We start from the raw sequence: 24,232 nt of genomic DNA, 5'->3' as shown, positions 1-24,232 counted from the left end.
CAGCTTTTTGGCTATTTGTCTGGATTGCGAAACCGTACAGTAATGTAAAGGATTCTGGCAAATTTAACGGATATATTTTTTATGAATGTCTCTGAATAGCGGGTTGTTGGCACTACCCAGCCATTCAAATGCAATCATTTCACGACTGACAATTTCACAACCGGCTGCCTGCATACGTGCCAGACCTAATTTAACGTCTTCCTGTTCGCGAGAGCTGACTGCATCAGCAACCACAAAAACCTCATAGCCATGTGCGCGCAGATCCAGAGCTGTCTGCAGAACACAGATATGAGCTTCAATACCGGATATGATGATCTGGTTAGCCTGTTGCAGGCTGTCTTCATTCAGCACACCGGCAGCATATACAGAAAAACTTTGTTTCTGGACAATTCTTGCTTGTGGTGCAGCAGTGATGATTTCTTCACGAGTTGCACCGATTTTATCGACACAATGTTCACTGATTAGGGTAGGAATCGCCATATCATGCGCCAGACCGGCCAGCCAGATATTATTGGCCAGCAATTCTTCCGTGTTGTTTAAAGCAGGCAACAGGCGTGTTTGTAAATCAATCATTAATACTGCGGAACGTTTACTGTCTAACAACATAATGTGCTTTCAGAAAGGTTAAATAATCTGCATGTAAATTATGCAGTATTTATATGTAGCTTAAGGTAAACACAGGTTAATCAGAGCAATGATGCTCACTGGCTGTACTAGCGGGCGGGGACGGTACCCATGCGTTCTGTCAGGGTGGTTCTGGGTTCACCAAACAGATTGGCGTAATAAGTCGTATTGGCCATTACATTTTTAACATAAGTTCGCGTTTCATCAAAAGGTATCGTTTCCGCATAAATTGCTCCTTCAAGAGGCGTATTAGCCTGCCAGCGACGAGCACGTCCGGGGCCGGCATTGTAGCCGGCTGTGGCCAATACTTCATCGGCAAATTGTTTACGTACGCTACTCATATACCATGTACCCATACGAATATTTCCGCTCATGGTATACAGCTCGCTGCTGTCCATACCCAGACGTTTGGCTATATCGCGAGCTGTAGCCGGCATGACCTGCATCAGTCCGGTCGCGCCAACACTGGATCGTGCACCAATCATAAAACGGCTTTCCTGCCGGATTAAGCCATACACCCAGGCAGGATCGATGCCGACTTGCTGAGCAAACGGAACAGTCAGTTCTTTAAATGGTGCCGGATAGCGCAATTCATAATTAAGCTGGTTATCAGCCCGGTCTGCACTATAGATACTCATTTCATAAAAACCATTGTTTTCGGCTAATGTTGCGGCAGCAATTAAGGTGTCATCATTGAAATTACGTGTCGCATAGCGCCATTCCTGCTGAGCCTGACGTCGCATTGTCCAGTTGTTTTCAGCCTGTGCAGTTTTAAATAAAGTCAGGGAACGGTCAATATTGCCATCGGTTGCTATTTTGCTTTGAATTTGCTGGCTGCTTTTAGCAACAGTGTTTTGAACATTTACTTTGTTGCCAAGCGCTTCTTTTGCAAGCAGAGAATAAAAATTGTGTCCGCGTTTGGCTGTCTGCTCAAATATTTCACGTGCCTGATTATTTTGCCCTAATGCACGGTAACTGCGTGCCAGCCAGTACTGCCATGTAACCTGTTGCTGCAAAGCTTCTGGCATGCTGCGAATAATGCTATTCAGTTTTTGCCAGCGCTGTAACCGCAGTGCTGAACGGGCATACCATTCCCACATTTCATTATTCATCTGTGCCGGATCGGCACGGTCGAAATAAGTCAGTGCATTTGCTGAATTCAGACTATAAGCCTGAGCCAATCCCAATTGTCCCCAGCCGAAACCGATTTGCTCTTTAGTCAGACTGGCTGATATTTGCTGTAATGTGTTTGCAGCACTGTCTTTACTGCGGTTTTCTTTGCTGGTTACCTGGTATAACAAAGCTTCACGTGCCCCCTGACTGTTTCCCGCAGTGGCACTCAGCGGATCAGGTAAAGGACTACCCAAAGCCTGAGCCAGATTACGTGCATTAGTAATTTGATTCAGTGCAAGCAGATAACGTACACGCCGCCAGCCATTTTGTACATTAATTTGCTGGCTGGCAGCAGCTTGTACAAGCAGGCGATTACATCCTGTCGGCAGATTACCTGTTTCCTGGCTCAGGCTAGCGATCAGGCTGGAATCACTTTCTATACCCCCTTGTACTGCATAGCAACGGGTTTCCATATCACGGACATTTTTATCCATTAATGAGTATTGCTGACGAAATACAGCCCAGTTCCCCCTTTTTCCCAATTGCTGTAACCAGTTATTACGAATACTGTTACTCATTGCACTATCCGGCTGACGGGCCAGGAATTGAGCGGGTAATACATCATCTCCGTTTTTAACCGCTTTAAGAGCATTCTGATATTGCTGGAAACTGCTAATAATTTTATCCGGTGTTTCGCTGGCCTGGGTTCCCGGCAGAACCGCATTACCTGTATTAGAATTAATTGGCTGAATAGGTACTTCATGCTGATTGCTGCATGCAGTTATCAGAAGCAGTGTTCCGGGAATCAGCCGATGCTTTTGAACAGCTAATTTTGATTTCAGCATCATTAAATGTTTAATCAATTTCTTTCCTTCATTTTTTCTCATAATATAATTTATTTTTTCCAGTAAGCCGGCGTAAAGAGTATAAAAACAGTAAAAATTTCCAGACGACCAAGTAGCATAATCATAATACATAACCACTTTTGAATGTCTGAAAGAAAAGCAAAATTATTGGCTGGCCCTACAGCACCCAGTCCGGGGCCGGCATTAGTAATACAGCTTATGGCAGCGGTAAGTGCAGACAGAAAATCTAGTCCGCTGATCATCAGTGCAAAGCTGAATAAAATAATAGTCAGCACATATACAAATACAAAGGCCATTACTGTCAGTGCACGCCGGTCAGGAATATTGCTGCCGTTTATTTTAACCATACTGACAGCATTTGGATGCAGCATCAGCAGCATTTCTCTCAGACTGAATTTAAATAATACAATAGCTCGTACCGTTTTGATACCGCCACCGGCTGAACCGCCGTTAGACAGTATATTGGACAGAAAAAACATCCATAATGAAGCAATTAAAGGCCATTTGGCAAAATCTGTATTTGAGTAACCGTTTGCCAGTCCGATTGAAATCAGATTAAAACTGGTGTAGCGAAATGCTTCTGAAAAAGAATAAAAGCTATGCCACCACAGATACAGGCTGATACCGACAATGCTGAATAAGAGAACACATAATAAAACTCTTACCTCTTCATCACGCCAGTAATAACGTAATGAGCCTTTCTGTAATGCATTAAAATGATTACTGAAATTGATTGCGCCTAATAAAGTGGCAATACTAAGAATTATTTCAATTGGAACGGAATGGAAGTAGGAAATACTGTTGTCGTGGGTAGAAAATCCACCCAGTGAAAAAGCAGACATGGCATGACAGACCGCATCAAACCAACTCATTCCGGCCAGACGCAGTGCCAGTAAAGTGACTATAGTAAATAAAACATAGACACCCCATAAGCGCTTAGCCGTTTCAGAAATACGCGGTGCCATCTTACTGTCTTTATTTACACCGGGTATTTCTGCTTTGAATAGCTGTGTTCCTCCTACGCCGAGCATAGGCATCACCGCAACAGCCAGTACAATAATACCCATGCCACCCAGCCAGTTAAGCATGTGGCGCCAAAAATTCAATGATGGCGCAAGTGAATCCAAACTGGTAATAATAGTAGCACCGGTAGTAGTCAGCCCTGAAATAGCTTCAAAATAGGCGTTAGTAAAGCCTAGTCCGGGTAAATAAATATAAAAGGGCAGACAGGCAATCAGCGCAAAGCCAATCCACAGCATAAATACCAGTGTATAACCATCACGCGGTCGCAATTCACGGTTATAGCGCATGGTTAATAACCATGCCACTACACATACACTCATGCAAATTCCGGCAGTGAAAGCAAATGCTGGAAACACATGATCCATATAGATTAAAGAAACAATCGCCGGAGCAAGCAGTAACAAGGAAAACAGAAAACCGGTTTTAGCCACAATATGTGCTGTAGGCGCAATTTTATTTAGAAAACCTGATTCCTTGTGATGCAAAACAAAGCGATTGGTAAAATGGCTCATAGTCTGGCAGCCTTAAGCAAAAAAGCCCAGTTTGACCTGAATCATTTTTTCCAGATCCTGAACAGCCTTACGCCGAGCGATAAAAAATATAACATGGTCTCCATCTGCAAGAACTGTATCCTGATGATACATAATTATTTTTTCATTGCGAATGACTGCACCAAAATAACAGCCGGCTGGCAGTCGCAGCTGAGTCATGGTACGACCGATTAACTTAGATGTATGGCGATCACCGTGCAGCACTACTTCAATCGCTTCTGCAGAACCGCGGCGTAGCGGATAAACTGCCATAATATCGCCCAGATGTACATGAGTCAGGATAGAACCAATCGTAATTAAATGCGGAGATATCACAATATCAATGGCACTTCCCTGCAATAAATCAACGTAGCTGGAGCGATTAATAATCGCCATTACTCTTTTTGCACCGAGATTTTTAGCCAGCATTGCCGACATGATATTATTTTCATCATCATTAGTAAGCGCACAGAACACATCTATTTCATCGATATATTCGTTTTCCAGCAGACTTTCGTCGGATGCATTACCTACCAGCACAAGAGTATTGTTCAGGTTTTCCGCCAGCCATTCAGCACGATTTTGTTTTCGTTCAATAATCTTGATATCCAACTTGGTTTCCAGTTGTTTGGCAACGCGATAGCCAATATTTCCGCCACCGGCAATCATTATCCTGCGTGTGCGTTTGTTAATCGGTCGCAGCTCACGCATGATGTTTTCTAGATAGGCTGTGGGTGTAAGAACAAAAACCTCATCATCTTCCTGTATGACTGTACTTCCGGTGGGAACGAGCAGATGATTGTTGCGGTAGATAGCACAAATCTGACAATCTACACCTTCTTCCAGATGCTGTTTCAGGTTACTGATGGGCTGATTGACCAGCATACCGCCATTCTGAGCACGAATTACCAGTAAACGAATTTTGTCGTGTGCAAATCGCAGAATTTGCAGTGCACTGGAATGTAGTAATAAATTGACAATCTGCTCTGTTACCAGTTGCTCAGGACTAATGGCTTCAGTGATATTGAATAAGTCCAGACTGGTTTTGTAATTATTATTACCGGTTTCGAATTCAACAAAATCGCTGTAGCGAACCCGAGCTATACGGTTAGGTGTATTGAATAGAGCATAGGCAATCCGGCAGGCTGCCATATTGGTTTCATCATTCTGAGTTAATGCTAATATCATGTCTGCATCCTGTGCACCGGCTGCGGACAATACGGAAGGCCAGGCACCATTGCCTACAATAGTTTGTACGTCAAGGCGTTGGTTAATTTGCTGCAAGGCAATCTCATTGATATCAATAATAGTGACATCATTATTAGTCATTCTGGCCAGATTACTGGCAATAGTTGAACCAACCTGCCCGCAACCGAGTATCAGGATTTTCACGTTATTTACGTCATCTCAGTAGTATCTTTGTTATTTTATCGTTTGTACTGATTGATGCAAATATTGGTGTAAAACTGCGACACTTATGATAATAGATTAATGCAAATGAAATAATAAACGAATACTTTTAAATTGTATGGAATTAAGATTCAAATAATTGAATATATGAATTAATAATGAAACAGTTAATTGCTGGTAACGGCTAAAAATTGGTCTGACTGATATTTTAATGTATGATTATGTTAATTTTACTATATTGAAATTAATATAATAAAATATAATATAAATATTTATTACATATGGCCTATTGATGGCTTATTGAAAAATTGCGAAAAGTATTAATTTTCAATTTCTTTTTTTATTTGGATAAATTATGAATTTACTCAAAATCAAACCGAAACTACTAACTGCTACTGTAGCAACTATTTGTATGGCTTTAAGCGGCTGTGCACAGGTTGCGGATGTGATGGGTTATGATACACAAACATTAAATGAATCTGCAGCTAAGAGCTACTCCCAGATGATGGGGCAGGCAAAGGCTAAAGGTCAGATAGAGACCAATACTCCTGTTGCCAAACGTGTACGTACAGTATTTCAGCGCTTAGTGCCGTATGCTAATGAAGCTAATAAAACGGGTGTGGCATTTAACTGGCAGCTTAATGTAATTCGCAGTAATGAAGTAAATGCCTTTGCAATGCCGGGTGGAAAAATGGTGGTTTATACCGGTATTGTGAAAAATCTGAATCTGAGTGATGATGAAATTGCAGCAATCGTTGGTCATGAAATGACTCATGCTCTTCAGGAGCATAGCAAAAAAGCTGCCGGACAACAGATCTTGACCAGTACAGCTCTGGAAGTGGGCGGTTCTGCTTTGCAGTCAAAAACAGGCGTTAATGCTAATGATATGAATTTTTATAAAGATATATTAAATCAATATGGTTTAAACCTGCCTTTTTCACGTCATCAGGAAAGTCAGGCTGATGCCGGTGGACTGAGACTAATGGCACAGGCTGGTTATGATCCGAATGCAGCCGTTACAGTTTGGGAAAAAATGAATAAAGTAATGGGTAACAATAGCAGCACAAGCCTGTTATCCACCCACCCAAGTAATGATGCTCGTATTAAAGCATTGAAAAAAATGTTGCCTGAAGTATTACCTGTTTATGAACAGGCAAAACAGAATAATCTGACAATGCAAAAACGCCCGGTTAGTCAAAGTAAAAATACACAGGGTAGCGGCGCGCGCAAAGGAACCACTAAAAAGAAAAGTCGTTCCTGAATTTAAATAAATAAGATTGATTTCTTCAGATTAAATTCCGTATCTTTACTATTTACAGCAGCCCGTCCGGGCTGCTTTTATTTTAATCTTTACATTTCCTTATATCGACTACATCTGACTACAAAATGTTTCAATCGTTCCTGTTTTCGGTTATCATTCAGGTTATTGCATTGCTAATGCATAATTAATTTACAAGAAAAATTTAAAAACCATTACATTAAGGACATTCGAGATGTTAGAAGCCTACCGCGCAGCCGCTGCTGAACGCGAAGCACTGGGTATTCCGCCATTGCCGCTAACAGCTAAGCAGACAGAAGAGTTGGTTGAATTGCTGAAAAATCCTCCCAAAGGAGAAGAAAAGTTTCTGGTTGAGCTGCTGTCGCACCGGGTACCGCCGGGTGTAGATGATGCTTCTAAAGTAAAAGCATCTTTTCTTGGTGCTGTTGCAGAAAAAACAGTTATCAGCCCGTTAATTACACCAACTTTCGCAGTTGAATTACTGGGTACCATGCTGGGTGGATATAACGTCCAGCCTTTAATAGAGTTTTTGGATAATGAAGAATTGGCTTCTACTGCAGCAAATGCTTTAAAACATACCTTACTGATGTTTGATGCTTTCCATGATGTAGAAGAAAAAATGCGCGCCGGTAATCAGTATGCTCGTGAAGTCATTGAATCGTGGGCTAATGCTGAATGGTTTACTACGCGTGAAAAAGTTCCGGAAAAAATCACGATTACCGTATTTAAAGTAGTAGGTGAGACCAATACCGATGATTTATCACCTGCACCTGATGCATGGAGCCGTCCGGATATTCCTTTGCATGCACTGGCTATGCTTAAAAATCCGCGTGAAGGCATTCAACCCGATAAGCCGGGTGAGGTAGGGCCGATCAGACAACTGGCTGAGCTGAAAGCCAAAGGTAATCTGGTTGCCTATGTAGGTGATGTAGTTGGTACAGGTTCTTCTCGTAAATCAGCAACGAATTCCGTAATCTGGCATACCGGTAAAGATATTCCTTATGTACCGAATAAACGCTTCGGCGGCGTATGTCTCGGTGGCAAAATTGCTCCGATTTTCTTCAACACACAGGAAGACTCAGGTGCATTGCCTATAGAAGTTGATGTATCCAGCTTGGAAATGGGTGATGTAGTTGATATTTTGCCTTATGAAGGCAAAATTATCAAAAACGGCGAAACTGTTGCTGAATTCGAATTGAAATCTCAAGTAATTCTGGATGAAGTTCAGGCGGGTGGTCGTATTAATCTGATTATTGGTCGTAGTCTGACAGCTAAAGCCAGAGATGCACTAAATCTGGGGCATTCAGAAGTTTTCCGTTTGCCACAGTCTCCGGCGCCAAGCACAGCCGGTTTTACTCTGGCACAAAAAATGGTTGGCCGCGCTTGTGGTTTGCCGGAAGGTCAGGGTATTCGCCCGGGTACTTATTGTGAACCGCGCATGACTACAGTCGGTTCACAGGATACTACAGGCCCCATGACCCGTGACGAGCTGAAAGATCTGGCCTGTCTGGGATTTAGTGCGGATTTGGTGATGCAATCTTTCTGCCATACCGCCGCTTATCCGAAACCTGTTGATGTTAAAACCCATAAAGAATTGCCGGTATTCATGTCTTCACGCGGTGGTGTGGCTCTGCGTCCGGGTGACGGCATTATTCATTCATGGCTGAACCGTATGCTGCTACCCGATATGGTAGGTACTGGCGGTGATTCACATACACGTTTTCCTCTGGGTATTTCATTTCCCGCAGGTTCCGGTCTGGTAGCTTTTGCTGCTGCAACCGGTGTTATGCCGCTGGATATGCCGGAGTCAGTATTGGTACGCTTCTCCGGTAAAATGCAGCCGGGTATTACTTTGCGTGATTTGGTTAATGCCATTCCCTTACAGGCTATCAAAGAGGGTTTACTTACCGTTGCCAAGGCAGGTAAAAAGAATATCTTCTCTGGCCGGATTCTGGAAATCGAAGGTTTACCGGATTTGAAAGTTGAACAGGCCTTTGAGCTCACAGATGCTTCTGCAGAGCGTTCAGCTGCCGGCTGTACAGTAAAACTGCATAAAGAACCTATTGAGGAATATCTCAGATCCAATATCGTATTGCTGAAAAATATGATTGCCAATGGTTATCAGGATGCACGCACACTGAAACGCCGTATTGAGAAAATGGAGCAATGGCTGGCAGAACCGAATTTACTTGAAGCTGATGCAGATGCAGAATATGCTGCCATTATTGATATTAATATGGATGAGATTAAAGAGCCTATTCTGGCTTGTCCGAATGATCCGGATGATGTGAAAACCTTGTCTGATGTGGCAGGTACCCATATTGATGAAGTATTTATCGGCTCATGCATGACAAATATTGGTCATTATCGAGCTGCCTCAGCATTACTGGATGGTAAAACTGATCTGCCAGTCCGGCTGTGGGTAGCTCCTCCTACCAAAATGGATGCCAAAGAGCTGTCTGATGAAGGGTATTACGGTATTCTGGGCCGGGTAGGTGCGCGTATGGAAATGCCGGGCTGTTCTTTATGTATGGGTAATCAGGCACAGGCAAGAGAGGGATCAACTGTTGTTTCAACCTCTACCCGTAATTTTCCGAATCGACTGGGTAAAAATACCAAGGTATATCTGAGCTCAGCCGAACTGGCAGCCATCTGTTCAAAACTGGGACATATTCCGAATATCGATGAATATCGCGAAAATATTGCCATTATCAATGATAAAGGTATTGAAATTTATCGTTATATGAACTTCAATGAAATTCAGGAATATGTAGATGTAGCGGCTAAAGTGGATGCCTAAGATATAACATATACTGATTGCTGTACAAAAGGCTACCGGTGACGGCAGCCTTTTTTATTGGCTGAAATTTTTTATGGCAATATCAAATCTGAATAAGCTTCCTGATTAAGTAATTTTCCAAATGTTAAGATTAAATAATTTTTCAGATTACTGTTATAATAATTGATAGCATTTTAGCAATAATATTAATATTTTAAGCCTATATCATATATATTTAGTACGTCTATATAAATATTAATTGTATCTATCCGCATATAAATTATTTAGGCTGGTCACAATTTTCATCTAAGATAACAAAGATAGTTTCTCATGACGAAGGATAATAAATGAATATCGCCTCTAGCATCACCGATTTAATTGGTAATACACCACTGGTACAGTTGAATCGTCTAAGTGCGGGTTTACCGGGTAAAGTTGTAGTCAAACTGGAATTTTTTAATCCGGGCAACAGTGTTAAGGATAGAATAGCAGCCAGTATGATTGATGCTGCAGAAAAAGCCGGTAAAATTCATTCTGATACAGTAATTGTAGAGCCGACAAGTGGTAATACCGGTATTGGGCTGGCCATGGTTTGCGCTGCACGCGGATATAAACTGATTATTACCATGCCGGAAACAATGAGTAAAGAACGGCGCATGTTATTGCGTGCTTTTGGCGCTGAGCTGGTATTAACGCCCGGAGCAGAAGGCATGTCTGGTGCCATTGCCCGTGCACAGGCTTTCGTTGATTCAGACCCGAAAAAATACTTTATGCCGCAACAGTTTGAAAATCCGGCTAATCCAGAGATTCACCGTGAAACTACTGCACAGGAAATATGGCATGATACCGATGGAAAAATTGATATTTTCGTAGCCGGTGTCGGTACAGGAGGTACCATAACCGGGGTAGGGGAAGTATTGAAAGAGAAGAAGCCTGAAGTAGAAATTTATGCAGTTGAACCTGAAGCTTCTCCGGTATTGTCCGGTGGTTGCAAGGGTCCACACCCGATTCAGGGTATTGGCGCAGGTTTCATTCCTAAAACTTTGAATACCAATATATATGATGGAATTATTGAAGTGCCGAACGATGTTTGTTTTGATACTGCACGTGCCATGGCATCTAAAGAAGGTATTCTGGTCGGAATATCTTCCGGAGCTGCTGTATGGGCTGCTCTGCAGCTTGCAGCCAAACCGGAAAACAAAAATAAACTGATTGTAGTTTTAATTCCTTCTTATGGTGAGCGTTACCTGTCAACACCATTATTTGCCGATCTTGCCTGATCAAACTATTGTATGAATAAAACCGAATCAGAAAACAACTGGTTCGGTTTTTTATTACAGTCATGGCTGTGATACAATTGTAAACGATATATGTACAGCCATACGCTTAAGCTAGCTGGCTTTTAATTTTGTTTTAAGCAATATTTTCAAGCAATATACTGAGTAAACAAATGATGAAAAAAACATTAGCATTATGTGTCGTTGCAGCCTTTTTGGGTGGTTGTTCATCTTTTAATAACCCTTTAACGACTAAGGATAGTAAAGAAGTTAAACCGGTACAGGTAGTAAATGGTACTGCAGCAAATACTGAATTTCATTTAGCCAGCAGCCATTGGTCGGATGTAGCACGGATTCGTAATGAAGCTACTCGCCTGAGTTTTCAGGTTTCACAGGGAAATATGACCAAAGTTCAGGCTGCACAATTACTGGATCAGTTTCGCATAGCTCAGGTAGGGCATAACATGGTAGATGATGACATGTATGCCATTTACTTACGCAGTGTGGTTGAAAGTCAGCAAGGTTCAATTGATACAGCACAGTCGAAAGCTTATATACAGAATGCTTTATCAGGCTGGCAGCAGCGCTGGCCGGTAATGCGCTCCAAACCGGCTAATCCGGCATTTACCAATTTCCTGATGGAAGTAATGAATATGAAGCCACTTCAATAAATCATTTTATATGGCTAAATACCCTGCTAAAATAGTTTAGCAGGGTATTGTTTTATTCATCGATACAGTTTTATTTAATAGCATAAAAAGCAGCCTTTAACAAGACTGTCTGCTGTGAAAATATGAACTTAATTATTTAATAAGTTAGGTGAGATTTTAGCAGCCTGAAATAAAGTAAATTCTAAATCAACAAGATCATAAACACAAAATGGATCTGATTTCATAATATTTTTCACTTCTTCAAGCGAATCACTCATTACTATAATAATAGCACCAGTTTTATTGTCTAAAGGACCTGATGCTATAAACTTATTTTTAGCAAAATACTCATCTAAAAATTTATTATGTTCTTCAAATTTAGCCAGTAGTTCTTCCAGCGGTTTTTTGAATTTGAAAGTTACTATAATCATTAAGTACTCCTTGTATTTTAAATTATTGAAGTAAATTTTTAGCAGAATTTTTCAAGGCCAGAAAATTTTGCTTATTCAAGTGAATCACTCATTACTATACCGCGATGCTTTTAATGACTTCATATAAAGTAAAGAGTTTAATGAAAAGCTTTTGTAGACATTCCCATCAGGTGCAATAAATTCTTTTTCAAGAAAGAAATAGTCTGCTTCCCTATTCAGATAAGCACTTAAGGCTTTAAAAAAGAAATTACCAGCACCTAGACTCTGATTCCTAAATAACCTACACCTTACTTAAGTCAACTGTTCAACATTGCCCATAATGCACCTTATTGCCGCATAGAAATGGCAAGTCTGTTCATTCCATTCATCAGCGATATCGCAAATGTAAGGTCAGATATCTCTGTATCATTGAAGAAATTTTTTAATAACTCAAACGACTCATCATCGGCGTGGCTTGTCGATATTAGTGTTAACTGCTCTGCCCAGTTCAGTGCCGCTTGTTCTTTTTTAGAAAATTGATCACTAACACGCCATCCTGCTACTTCAGATATGCGGCGCTGCGTTTCACCAGCTTTTAGCAGGGAATTTGTATGTAGATTTAGGCAATATGCACATCCATTAATTTGAGAAACTCTGAGATAGACTAACTCAATAAGATTCTGTTCTACAACGCTTTTCTCAAGGGCGACTTTCACGGCTCTAAAACCACTCATGAGTTCTGGTGATAAGTCAAAATATTTCATTCTAAGATTTTTCATGTTCTCATCTCCTTAATTATCATTATTGTCTGCTAAAAATATTAATAACGTAGCGGCAGAATAAACTATAACATTAAAATTAATCATCATTCTTACCACAAATAATATTAACATATTTGCAATAATAATGATTTTGTTCTTTACGTTAATAATAGCACCAGTTTAATTGTCTAAATGACCTGATGCTATAAACTTATTTTTAGCAAAATATTAATCTAAAAATTTATTATATTCTTCAAATTTAGCCAGTAATTCTTCCAACAGTTTTTTGAGTTTGGAAGTAACTATAATCATTGTGTCCTCCTTGTATTTTAAATTATTGAAGTAAATCTTTAGCAAAATTTTTCAATACCAAAAAATTTGGCTTATGAAGACATCATTAATTATACAAAAAAGAGTTAAAAAAGCAGTTAATTGTTTTTTAAAAATGCATCAGGATTATCTAATGCATTTATTTTTTAATGTTCTTTAAACAATTTCAGCTTTTTCAATGATCACATTTTCAACCGGTACATCCTGATGCGGGCCATGATTACCGGTTTTAACGCCTTTAATCTTATCAACCACATCTTGTCCTTCAACTACTTTACCAAATACAGCATATCCCCAGCCGTGTAAATCCGGTTTAGTATGGTTCAGAAAATCATTATCTTTTACATTGATGAAAAATTGTGCGCTGGCTGAATGAGGCTGCATGGTACGAGCCATTGCAATAGTATAGCGATCATTTTTCAAACCATTATTGGCTTCATTTTCAATCGGTTCATGAGTGGGTTTTTGTTGCATATCTTTATCAAAGCCACCACCCTGAATCATAAAACCATCGATAACCCGGTGAAAAATGGTTCCATCATAAAAGCCTTCACGAACATAGCGTTCGAAATTTTCAGCGGTTTTGGGTGCTTTCTCATGATTAAGCTCAATACCGATAACACCAAAATTTGTAGTTAATTTAATCATTAAAATCTCCTGAGGGAGTAAAATAAAAAAATTGCAGAAGGATCTGCAATGGTTAGTCTGCATTATGCATAGCAGTAACGTAGTCTACTTCTTCCTTGCTGCCAAGTACAACGGCTACACGCTGATGCAGGCCTTCTGGTTGAATATCAAGAATGTTCTGACGAGTGTTTGTAGCAGCTCCTTGAGCTTGCTCAACCAGCAAACTCATAGGATTTGCTTCATACATTAAGCGTAGCTTACCAGGTTTATCAGGGTTGCGATTATCCTGCGGATAAGTAAAGATACCGCCACGAATAAGAATTCGGTGCACCTCGGCTACCATCGATGCCACCCAGCGCATATTATAGTCTTTTCCGCGACAGCCACTTTTACCTGCTAGCAACTGAGCAATATAATTTTGCATAGCTGGCTGCCAGTGGCGCTGATTAGACATATTAATAGCAAATTCAGCTGTAGATACTGGTATCTGCGGATTTTCCTGAGTCAGTTGAAACTGGTTATGTTCATTCAGAGTAAACATGGCAATACCATGTTTCAATGTCAGTACCAGAATGGTTTGCGGTCCGTACAGCACATAACCACTGGCAAGCTGTTGCCGGCCGGATTGTAAAAAGCTTTCTGTAGTAAGCGCACCATCCGGTTTAGCCAATACCGAAAAAATAGTCCCGATGGATATGTTCACATCAATATTGGAACTTCCATCCAGTGGGTCGAATAACACCAGAAACTGTCCATTCTGACTGGCTGTAACAAATGAATCCTCTTCCTCGCTGGCCAGTCCGGCAATAGCCGGATTAGCAGAGAGGGTATCAATCATAATCTGATTGGATAAAACATCCAGTTTTTTCTGCTCTTCACCTTGTATATTACCTGTATGAGCGCTGCCCAGAATATTATCCAGAGCGCCCAGACGTATTTCACGATTAATGTGCAGACAGGCCTGACTAATGCTAGTAATCACATCAGGCAAATGCGGTGTAACAGCATATTTTTGCTGCTGCTGTTGCAGATAATCAGACAGTAAAACAGACATGCGAATACTCCCTTTTAAAACTCACTATTATTATACATTTCTTAAGTATTATTCAGCTCGTTTAATCACTATATACATTAGAATGTATTTATCTTTGAATGATTTTTTTCAGAAAATCAATGAAATTATTCAGCGATAATGATTGCGGATTTCCACTTTAATCCGACCTTCTGATTTCTTTATTACAGGCCGGATACACTGCGCATGTAAGCTTACAGAATAGCTTTAACTTTTCCCGACTAAATAACAGAATCTGCTAACCATAAATTATTTATATTCAGGCAATCACAGAGTTAAGAACGAAATGTGCGCTGTCATCCTGAGCCAGTAACCGAGTCATTGCCGGTAATACCTTTTCCAATATCCCGGGCAATGTGTACGGCGGATTGATAATAAACATACCACTGCCGTGCATACCAAAACCATCCGGGCGTGGTGCGTGTACATACAATTCTGCCTGAACAAAATTATCAGGAGCCAGTTTTTGCAGATTTTGGGGTAATTTCAGACTTTCACCACGGCTCAGACATGGATACCATATTAAATAACAGCCACTAGCAAATTTTTTCAGGGCGGTCTTAAGCGTGTCTGTTACCTGTTGGTAATCTTGTTTTAATTCATATGGCGGATCAATTAACACGACTGCACGCCGGCTTGGCGGGGGAAGCATAGATAGCAGACCTTTAAAGCCATCATCGCAAAAAACTTGAGCACGGTTTGGCTGTTTAATATTACGCATATTATTACGCAATAGTTCTGCATCCGCGGGATGTAATTCAAACAGGCGCAGACGATCCTGTTCACGAGCCTGAGCCTGAGCCAGCCATGGGGAGCCGCAATAAAGATTTGTATCATCCGGCAGGCAGGAGACAACAGCATTACGGAATTGTTTTAAACTATTTTCCAGATTAGTTGCAGCCAGAAGCCTGCCGATTCCCTCCCTGTATTCACCAACTTTCTGAGCTTCTTTACTGATCAGGCTATATAGCCCTGCACCTGCATGAGTATCAACATAGCAAAAAGGTTTGTCTTTCAGTTTGAAATATTCCAGTACTGTCATCAGACAATAATGTTTAAGAATGTCGGCATGATTACCGGAGTGAAAAGCATGGCGATAGCTGAGCATGTGCAATAACTGCTGTAGGACTGATTAATTTAGCCTGTTATTGTACCGAATTTACCGGCACGGGCAAAAAAATCTGTATTAAAGCACTTTTCTGATTTATCTTTCCCTTGCGCTAGATTACACAAGATTAAGCTGATACTATGCTTAATCAATTAGAAAATATGACTACTAAAAGAAAAAAGCGAATGAATTACACACTTTATATCGGCAATAAAAATTATTCTACCTGGTCAATGCGGCCATGGGTAGTCATGAAGCATTTTCAGATAGACTTTACTGAGCATCTGGTACGCTTTGACAGTTTTGCACCCGATTCGGTTTTTAAACAAACCATACTGCCGCTCAATCCTTATGGTACTGTGCCTGTATTAACAGATGATGATCTGATTGTCAGTGATTCTCTGGCAATTTGTGAATATCTTGCAGAGCAACATCCGAAACTGGCATTATGGCCGCAAGACTATAAAGCCCGTGCCAGAGCTAGAAGTATAGTGGCTAAAATGCATAATGGATATAATCATATACGCCGGCATTTTCCTATGAATATCGAGGCAGTGTTGCCTGAAACCGGCCAGATTATCCTGCGGGATTTTCCCGCAGTAAAACAAGAAATTGATTTCCTTGATCAGCATTTGTCATCATTTCTGGCTGTATCTGAAGGGCCGTTTCTGTTTGGTAAATTCAGTATTGCCGATGCTTTTTATGCACCCATGTGTTTAAGATTAAAAGGTTTCCAAATTCATACTTCAGCAATCCTGACTGATTATATAAATGCATTATGTGCCAATGAAGCAGTAGCAGCATGGATTACCCAGGCACTTGAAGAAAAAGATTTTATTGCTATGGATGAACCTTATCGTATAAAGCGATGAAAAAATTCTGTACATAATAAAGCAGACAGCCTGATTAACTTCTGGTTGTCTGCTTTTATATATTATTTATTCAGACTTTTCTTAATTTCAATAGCCAGCTGCGGATTCCACATGGCACCAGTAGCACTCATCACAGCATCAGCTCCGGCGGCACGGTAAGCCTGATAATGTTCAGTACAGCTTACACCACCAACACCAATAATCGCAAAATGGTTTTGCAGACGGGCTCTTAATCTGGCCAGACGTTCTACCATTTCTAATCCAGCCCAGCGGATGGCATCACCACAAACACCACCGGTAGGCCGGTCTGCACCTAATGCAGGTTTACCATCTGCATCAACCGGTCTGGCTGATAACGTATTTATAGTACTGTAGCCGTCAACAACTCCGTCCAGCTTACTTAATAAGGGAAAGATAGCATTATCATCTGCAAAATATGCTAGTTTCAGAAACAAAGGTTTATCCGGCACAGCATTTTTAATTTCTTTAGCTATCCGCTCCACTTTGTCAAAATCAAAGCACAATAATTTATTTACCCCTTCATTCGGACAGCTTAAATTAGCTTCCAGTATCGGTGCCTTTGTTTCATTGACCAGAACGGCCGTTCGGGCATAATCTTTTTCTATACTGGATTCATTACCCGGCGTTCCCTGAAAGCTGCCGATAACATATTGGCCTTTCTGCGCAGCCTGAATTGCTTCTGCCATATCAGCCTGCCAGATATCCGGATTATAAGAAGGTACACCAAAAGAATTTGTTATAGATAAAGGCTGAGTGTACTGATTATCAGCCAGAACAGTATCCACATTAGCAGAAAGCTTACCGGCAGGATGAATAGATAGCACATTAGGCAACGGGTGGCTGGCCTGAGCTCGGCTTCGGACAGTTTTATAAACACATAAATCAAAACCATGCTTAAATGCAGCCCGAATAAAATTTGCATTTAACAAAGGGCCGGCAGGAATACCAAAAGGTAAATTAACCTCCATATTCAGAAAACACTCAGGCTGGCTTTGAATATCAGCAGATACATTTAAATTTCTGAAATCACCGAAAGGCCCTTGATGATAATTATCTTCATAGCTTAATAAAGGGTTATAAAACGGAGTCGGGCTATTTTGCATTGTTATTCCTGTAAGTTTAAATTATTTTCTGTGACATATTGAGTAAATATTTAATACGCACACTTATCCATTGCCTGCCTGAAAATATATATAATTCGCTGGCGCAAAAAAAGCTACAGACAATTTGTAGCTTTTTTCAATCGTCTCAAAACTCAGATTTTGTTTGATTACTTGTAGTGTACACTACGTTTTAAAACAAAATATTGTTTTAAATTAATTTAACTCGGATGTGCAGTTCGGGCAGCGTTTTGCTTGAATTGGAATATCTGTACAGCATTGAGGGCATTGTTTTGTGGTAGCTTTTGGTGCAGGACTTTTATGCAGTTTGTCGATTCCTTTGACAACCAAAAAAATCGCAAATCCAATGATTACTAAACTAATAACAGTATTGATGAATAAACCAATATTAAGTGTTACCGCACCAGCAGCCTGTGCCGCACCCAGTGTTTCATACGGGCCCGGATATTTAGAACCACTGCGTAAAGTAATAAATAAATTGGAAAAATCTACCCCGCCAATCAGCAGACCAATTGGTGGCATAATGACATTATCTACCAGTGATTTCACCATATTAGTAAAAGCAGTACCCACTACCATACCGACAGCCAGATCAATGACATTGCCTCGTAATAAAAAAGCTTTAAACTGTTCAATAAATTTCATGTTTGCCTCCATAGTTGGCCAGAAAATCAAGTATTTGGCTTTTTCATAGTAGCGCGATAAAGCAGGCAGTCATACCAGAGCTAAGTTATTCAATGTAAAAATAATAAAAGATATAACTTAATTAAGAATAAATTAAGTTGGCTAAAGAGAATAGGATAATTAAAACAGATGGCTTCAACTTAAATTGTCAATCTGGTTACTTTATATACAGTTTGCTAACCAGATTAGTAGCATAATAAAGCAAGTCAGGTTTTGTTTATTAGCTTGGTTTAATTTTCAGATTTCTTAATATCTGAATATTTAAGTTCAATAATAGAATATTCACACATATCCATATAATGCATACAATGGTCAATCGCTTCATCCATGACTTTTCTGTCAGTTGCATGCGTTGCCTTCATAAATGCCCGGAAATTTTTCTTTTCCATTTTACGCAGAGCAGATGCATTACAAATATTTAATTCCTGACAATAATCATGCTGTACCTGCTGTTTAATAAATTGTTTTACTGCTTTTTTCTGTTCCTGAGAACCATCGTAATCCATTGGATGAATAAATTCAGCCCGTGCAATTGCAGAAAATAATAATGTTAAAAATAATATGTTTTTCTTCATTAAATTCCGCTTTCTGCGTTTTTATTTATTATTGAAAAATTAAACATAAAAAATAATAAATTTCAATAGATATGTTATTTAAATAAGTAATTTTATGGTATTTGTAATTAAATTGGAATTGATTAAAATTATTTTCATATTATTTTAATAATATACAAAAAAATACAATATAAAATATAATAATTATATATGTAATTTATAGTAAAAAATAATATAATATTACTTATTAGATTTCAACTATTTAAATGTAATATTCTCAGCGATAAATACTCAATTAAAAAAAGGATGCTGCTATGGGGGAAGCATACTGGGCTGCCAGGAAGGATGATATTCTTTTACATACTTCAATATGGGCTGATATAGCAGGTGCAGCAGTCGAGCTAGCTTGTTACGGAGCAATAAGTTTGATACCCGGTGGTTTGATAGTGTCTGCTCTGGTCGGCGTGGCCGTTGAACTATCTGGACTTGGTTCTGTCATATCAGATTTGGCAGATGCAGTCAGCGGGCTATTTCCGCCGGTGGAAGACGGAATAATTTTTACAGGTTCAGCCAATACTCATACCAATAGTAAGCCGGCAGCCCGGGCTGCGGGTATTTTAATTGAAGAAGTTGCCGGCGAACCTGAACAACCTGAAAGCTTTATCGATACCGCAAAAAACATCTTAAAGAATTTCGGTGAAAATCCTGTACAATCAATCACAAAAGCTGCTCAGGAATTCATGAGGCCAACCGTAGATTCACCACAGCAACCGGTGATACCTCAAAACGAAGATACCATTACCTGTGCCAAACATCCTTCCCCTGTTTCCTCACCTGAATATCTGGCCGAAGGTTCTAAAAAAGTCTACATTAACAGCCAGCCGGCAGTACGCAGCAATGACCGCAGTACCTGCGAAGCAAAAGTCACTGATGACTGTGAAGGTGGTATCAAAGTTTCTAATAATGTACGCATCGGGGGCGAATCGGTTGTCGTACGTGAAATTAGAAGCGGTAAACATCCTATAGGCCAATTAATTTCTTTAGCTACATTAATTTTTAATCGCAAAAAGATCTGTACTTCATTTGCCTGTTTCGGGCTGGGATTTATGCTCGATTCTGCCGCTAGCTATACTGGATCCAAAATAGCAGCAGCTCTGAATAAAGGTAATCCCGTCCACCTGCCAACCGGTGCCAAAATGCTCGCCGGTCCCGAAGAGCTTGACTTCTCCCTGCCGACTCACCTGTCCTTCGAATGGCAGCGTTTCTACAGCAGTGTCGATACCCGCACCCACAATATGTTCGGTGCCGGCTGGAGTGTCGGCTATGAAACTGAAATGGAAATCGACCCGCAGCCCGACGGTTCCTGCGCCGCCGTCTTTATCGACGAACAAGGTCGGCGGCTGGAAATCGAGCCCATGCAGCCGGGTGAGAATATGCGTGGTCTTAACGAAAATCTATCCATCTATCGTGGCGGCCAGGACCGCTGGGTAATTGAAGATGATGACGGCCTCTACCGCCTGTTCGAGCCCGATCCCAACAATCCAAAACGTCTGCTGCTAAGCATGCTGCAGGACCGCAACGACAACCAGTTACTTATCTACCGCGATTCCCATAGCCGCATCGTCGAAATTGCCGATAACGACAACGCCGCTCGAATCAGCCTGCACTATCAGGATCAGCGCCATCCGCAGCGTGTAACCGAAATCCGCCAAGAGCTGAGCGACGGTAGCAGCCGCTTACTGAACCGTTACCAGTACACCGAACAAGGTGACCTGCAACAGGTCTTTGATGCCGAGAACCGCCAGACCCGCGAATTTGCCTACAACAGCGACCGGCGCATGACCTACCACCGCCTGCCCACTGGCTTACAGTGTTATTATCAGTGGAGCCACTTCAGCACAGCAGCGGCAGAGACCGCATGGCGGGTAACCCGGCACTGGAGCGAAGCCGACGGTCAGCGACTGGAAGACTATCGTTTCCATTATGATTTAGATAAACGCCTGACCACAGTAGAGGACAGCCTGGGTCGTGTTAGCGAACATTACTGGAATGAAATTTACCAGATTACCCGCTACACCGATGCCCTTGGTCAGACCACCGAATTTGAATGGAATGAATATGAGCAGCTGGTCTGCATGACCGATCCGCAGGGCGGACAATGGCGCTACAGCTATGATGAACAAGGACGCGAAACTGCAGAAATCGACCCACTGGGCAGAACTACCCAAACCCAGTGGTTGCCGCACTGGGCACTGCCGACCATCAGCGTCGACCCCGACGGCAGCAGCTGGCGCTATTACTACGACGAGCGCGGTAACCTGCTCACCGTCACCGACCCGTTACAGCAGCATACCCACTACCAGTACGACCGGCACGGACAGGTTGTCTGCATCACCGATGCACGCGGCGGCAACAAACATCTGCGCTGGAACGAAAACGGCCAGCTTATCCAGCATGTAGACTGTTCCGGCTCCATCACCCATTTCTATTACAATACCGCTGGTAACCTCACCGGCATCACCAATGCCATCGGTAACAGCAGCAAATACCAGTACAACGCAGCCGGCCAACTCATTGGCGCCACCCTGGCGGACGGCAGGCAGGAACACTACAGCGTCAATGCCGCCGGCCAGCTACAAAGCTATACCGATCCGGCCGGCCACACCACCTGCTACCGCCGTGACCAGCGCGGACTGGTACATACCCGCATCGACGCCGCCGGCCGTCAGTTCGGCATCAGCTACGATGCCTACGGCCGCCTTACCGCCCTGACCAATGAAAACGGCGAACAGTACCGGTTTCAGTATGATGCCGGCGACCGCCTGACCGAACAGACCGATCTGGACGGGCGTAAACAGCAGCTGAGCTACGACCTGCTTGACAACGTCAGCAGCGTGCGTTTTGCAGCCGGCAGCCCGCATCAGATCGAACACCGTTTCAAACGCGATGCCGTCGGGCGCTTAATTGGCAAATACACCCCCGACGGCACCACCGCCTACCAGTATGACAAAGTCGACAACCTGCTCAAAGTCGGCTTTAAAGCCGCCGGTTTAGCGCCGGAAGCCGAACCGGAACTGATCAGCTTCAGCTACGACATAATGGGCAACCTGCTGAGCGAAACCACTGCACAGGGTGTTCTGCAGCATCAGTATGACAAACTGGGCAACCGCATCGCCACCACCCTGCCAGACGGACGTACCATCAACAAACTGTATTATGGTTCCGGCCATCTGCACCAGATTAACCTGGACGGCCAGATTATCAGCGACATCGAGCGCGACCACCTGCACCGGGAAACCCTGCGCAGCCAGGGCAAAATGAATACCAGTTTTCAATACGACCGCACCAGCCGCCTGACCGGCAAACAGACCAAATGTCCGGGAGCGGGTATCCTGCCGGATATCATACTGGACCGCAGCTACAGCTACGACAATCTGGACCGGCTGGTAAGCAAAAAACACAACCGACAGGGACAGAGCGATTACCGCTACGACGTGACCGGACGCATCGAAAGCTGCCGCAACGAATCCTACTGGGAAACCCTGCAATACGATGCTGCAGCCAACCTGCTGGACAGAAGACGTGGCGAAGAAGAAAGCAATCAAAACCTGATCCGCTTTAATCAGCTGCTCAGCTTCCGTGGACTGAAATACAGCTACGACGAACACGGACGTACCCGCAGCAAAGAAACCGCCAGCGGTACCCAGTATTACCATTACGATGCCGAACACCGCCTGACCGAAGTGCGTATCGGACAGCTGAACCATACTGAACGCTACGGTTACGTCTACGATGCACTTGGCCGGCGGATTGAAAAACACCGGCTAGACCGTGACGGCAAACCATGCAATCGCACCACCTTCCTGTGGGACGGGCTGCAGATGATTCAGGAAAGCAGTGCGGACAAACGGCAGAGCCTGTATCTGTATACCGACCAGTACAGCTATGAACCGCTGGCACGGATAGACAGAAACGGTAATCAGGAACAACACATCTACTACTTCCACACCGACCTGAACGGCATGCCGGAGGAGCTGACGGATGAAGCCGGTGAAATCGTCTGGGAATGCTCATACCAGTTATGGGGCAAACCGGTACAGGAGATTGCTCATACAGAGATACAACAGAACCTGCGTTATCAGGGACAGTATTTGGACAGAGAAACCGGACTGCACTACAATACTTTCAGGTATTATGATCCGGATACAGGCCGCTTTACTCAGCCTGACCCGATTGGATTAGCCGGTGGCTTTAATCTGTATCAGTATGCGCCTAATCCGCTAATGTGGGTTGATCCGTTGGGCTGGTACGCAGGAGAAGGAGAACGAGAATTAGGAAAATACCATGTATTTCATGAACACAATTTAGACCCTTCAGAATACAAGCTTTCTGATAAAGCGCAATTTAGGCGAGCAAATCAGTCTATTTATGAACGATTGCAAAATGATCCTGCTTTTAGGAGAGAAATGCAAACTAAATATCCGGGAGTCGTTGCCCATGTACAACCAAATTCAAAAGGTAAGTTTAAAAGCAAATCTCCACCAGGGTTAACATGGCATCATGAGAATAAACCAGGTGTATTGAGTCTTGTTGATTATAAAGACCATAAAACTTATCATAAAATTTATCATCCCGATGGTTCTGGTGGCCGTCACAAATGGGGTGGCGGAACAAAATGTAGAAAGTGAGGCAAATATGAAGACTGCAACAGGATTTACTAATTTATTGAAAATTTCTAAAAATATTCCTTATTCTGATGGATGGTATATTTATGTTGATTTAGATTTTGATGATACGAAAAAATGCATTGAATCCGCCAATTATTATCTTACTGAAACGGAAGAGGAAGATGATGATATGGAAGAACAGGAAGATAAATATCTAGCCTGGCTGGAGTACGCAACATTTTGTGCAATTATTTCTAATAAACTGGACCATCACCCTAATGCCTCTGAAGACGATTTAATAGAGGCTGTGATTTATTATCTTGAACTAGATGATTTTCTGGATTAATAATAAAATCGGCAATATACATGAATAAAGATATTTAATTAAGATAATTTTAATTTTTATTAGTATAAAATTGGATAGTGCCATATTCGCACAGATGTCATTATATGA

At 41.9% G+C, this 24,232-nt stretch carries 19 protein-coding genes; 7 read left to right on the top strand and 12 right to left on the bottom strand.

Features of this window, described 5'->3' with window-relative positions:
* Positions 1-63: 63 nt before the first annotated feature.
* The 4 genes from GY065_RS07025 to trkA form a co-directional block, all read right to left on the bottom strand.
* Positions 64-606 carry an isochorismatase family protein gene (locus GY065_RS07025; protein WP_174833593.1) on the bottom strand — a complete coding sequence of 181 codons (543 nt, stop codon included), beginning with the start codon at positions 604-606 and terminating at the stop codon, positions 64-66.
* Between the two features lie 107 nt (positions 607-713).
* The gene (locus tag GY065_RS07020) at positions 714-2,582 is read right to left on the bottom strand and encodes a lytic transglycosylase domain-containing protein (protein WP_174833639.1); all 1,869 of its coding nucleotides are present in this window, start codon (positions 2,580-2,582) and stop codon (positions 714-716) included.
* A 50-nt stretch (positions 2,583-2,632) separates the two neighbouring features.
* Entirely contained in the window at positions 2,633-4,138 is a 1,506-nt protein-coding gene (locus tag GY065_RS07015; protein ID WP_174833592.1) for a TrkH family potassium uptake protein, read from the bottom strand.
* 12 nt (positions 4,139-4,150) lie between these two features.
* Entirely contained in the window at positions 4,151-5,548 is a 1,398-nt protein-coding gene (gene trkA, locus GY065_RS07010; RefSeq protein ID WP_174833591.1) for a Trk system potassium transporter TrkA, read from the bottom strand.
* Positions 5,549-5,921: 373 nt separating this feature from the next.
* Between trkA and GY065_RS07005 the strand changes: the two genes are divergently transcribed.
* The 4 genes from GY065_RS07005 to GY065_RS06990 all read left to right on the top strand — a co-directional run bounded on the left by GY065_RS07005 (position 5,922) and on the right by GY065_RS06990 (position 11,572).
* Positions 5,922-6,827, top strand: coding sequence for a M48 family metallopeptidase (locus GY065_RS07005; RefSeq protein WP_174833590.1), 906 nt, complete (start codon positions 5,922-5,924; stop codon positions 6,825-6,827).
* 232 nt (positions 6,828-7,059) lie between these two features.
* Positions 7,060-9,645 (top strand): bifunctional aconitate hydratase 2/2-methylisocitrate dehydratase, encoded by a 2,586-nt coding sequence (acnB, locus tag GY065_RS07000; RefSeq protein WP_174833589.1) that lies wholly within the window; start codon positions 7,060-7,062, stop codon positions 9,643-9,645.
* Between the two features lie 326 nt (positions 9,646-9,971).
* Positions 9,972-10,904, top strand: coding sequence for a cysteine synthase A (gene cysK, locus GY065_RS06995; RefSeq protein ID WP_037476438.1), 933 nt, complete (start codon positions 9,972-9,974; stop codon positions 10,902-10,904).
* 173 nt (positions 10,905-11,077) lie between these two features.
* Entirely contained in the window at positions 11,078-11,572 is a 495-nt protein-coding gene (locus tag GY065_RS06990; protein ID WP_037476435.1) for a prokaryotic membrane lipolipid attachment site family protein, read from the top strand.
* Between the two features lie 128 nt (positions 11,573-11,700).
* On the opposite strand, the gene GY065_RS06985 is transcribed toward GY065_RS06990, so the two are convergent.
* The 5 genes from GY065_RS06985 to GY065_RS06965 form a co-directional block, all read right to left on the bottom strand.
* Positions 11,701-11,982: a YciI family protein gene (locus GY065_RS06985; RefSeq protein ID WP_037476434.1), complete on the bottom strand. Its 282-nt coding sequence runs from the start codon at positions 11,980-11,982 to the stop codon at positions 11,701-11,703.
* Between the two features lie 326 nt (positions 11,983-12,308).
* On the bottom strand, positions 12,309-12,740 hold the full coding sequence (locus GY065_RS06980; RefSeq protein ID WP_037476433.1) for a carboxymuconolactone decarboxylase family protein: 432 nt from the start codon (positions 12,738-12,740) through the stop codon (positions 12,309-12,311).
* Positions 12,741-13,208: 468 nt separating this feature from the next.
* Positions 13,209-13,700 carry a peptidylprolyl isomerase gene (locus tag GY065_RS06975; RefSeq protein WP_025330861.1) on the bottom strand — a complete coding sequence of 164 codons (492 nt, stop codon included), beginning with the start codon at positions 13,698-13,700 and terminating at the stop codon, positions 13,209-13,211.
* A gap of 52 nt (positions 13,701-13,752) precedes the next feature.
* The gene (locus tag GY065_RS06970; protein ID WP_037395147.1) at positions 13,753-14,733 is read right to left on the bottom strand and encodes a class 1 fructose-bisphosphatase; all 981 of its coding nucleotides are present in this window, start codon (positions 14,731-14,733) and stop codon (positions 13,753-13,755) included.
* A 277-nt stretch (positions 14,734-15,010) separates the two neighbouring features.
* The gene (locus tag GY065_RS06965) at positions 15,011-15,859 is read right to left on the bottom strand and encodes a 23S rRNA (adenine(2030)-N(6))-methyltransferase RlmJ (RefSeq protein ID WP_174833588.1); all 849 of its coding nucleotides are present in this window, start codon (positions 15,857-15,859) and stop codon (positions 15,011-15,013) included.
* A 185-nt stretch (positions 15,860-16,044) separates the two neighbouring features.
* On the opposite strand from GY065_RS06965, the gene GY065_RS06960 reads away from it, so the two are divergent.
* Positions 16,045-16,731 (top strand): glutathione S-transferase family protein, encoded by a 687-nt coding sequence (locus tag GY065_RS06960; protein WP_174833587.1) that lies wholly within the window; start codon positions 16,045-16,047, stop codon positions 16,729-16,731.
* A gap of 62 nt (positions 16,732-16,793) precedes the next feature.
* Here GY065_RS06960 and GY065_RS06955 read toward each other — a convergent pair whose 3' ends face one another.
* From GY065_RS06955 to GY065_RS06945, 3 genes are all read right to left on the bottom strand, one after another.
* Positions 16,794-17,855 (bottom strand): dihydroorotate oxidase, encoded by a 1,062-nt coding sequence (locus tag GY065_RS06955; protein WP_174833586.1) that lies wholly within the window; start codon positions 17,853-17,855, stop codon positions 16,794-16,796.
* Positions 17,856-18,068: 213 nt separating this feature from the next.
* On the bottom strand, positions 18,069-18,518 hold the full coding sequence (gene mscL / locus GY065_RS06950; RefSeq protein ID WP_025330856.1) for a large conductance mechanosensitive channel protein MscL: 450 nt from the start codon (positions 18,516-18,518) through the stop codon (positions 18,069-18,071).
* 269 nt (positions 18,519-18,787) lie between these two features.
* Positions 18,788-19,132 carry a hypothetical protein gene (locus GY065_RS06945; RefSeq protein WP_174833585.1) on the bottom strand — a complete coding sequence of 115 codons (345 nt, stop codon included), beginning with the start codon at positions 19,130-19,132 and terminating at the stop codon, positions 18,788-18,790.
* Between the two features lie 293 nt (positions 19,133-19,425).
* Between GY065_RS06945 and GY065_RS06940 the strand changes: the two genes are divergently transcribed.
* Together GY065_RS06940 and GY065_RS06935 are read left to right on the top strand one after the other, a co-directional pair.
* Complete coding sequence (locus GY065_RS06940) at positions 19,426-23,799, top strand: RHS repeat-associated core domain-containing protein (RefSeq protein WP_174833584.1); 4,374 nt, start codon at positions 19,426-19,428, stop codon at positions 23,797-23,799.
* A complete protein-coding gene (locus tag GY065_RS06935) occupies positions 23,774-24,124 on the top strand; it encodes a hypothetical protein (protein ID WP_202984072.1) in 351 nt (116 codons plus the stop codon). Before GY065_RS06940 ends, GY065_RS06935 begins: the two co-directional genes overlap by 26 nt.
* Positions 24,125-24,232: the final 108 nt, after the last annotated feature.

Origin of the sequence: Snodgrassella sp. ESL0323 (assembly GCF_013346865.1) — a bacterium.
Taxonomy (GTDB): Bacteria; Pseudomonadota; Gammaproteobacteria; order Burkholderiales; family Neisseriaceae; genus Snodgrassella; species Snodgrassella alvi.
The sequence above is the reverse complement of the archived record's forward strand: the minus strand, read 5'-3'. Positions and strand labels throughout refer to the sequence as shown.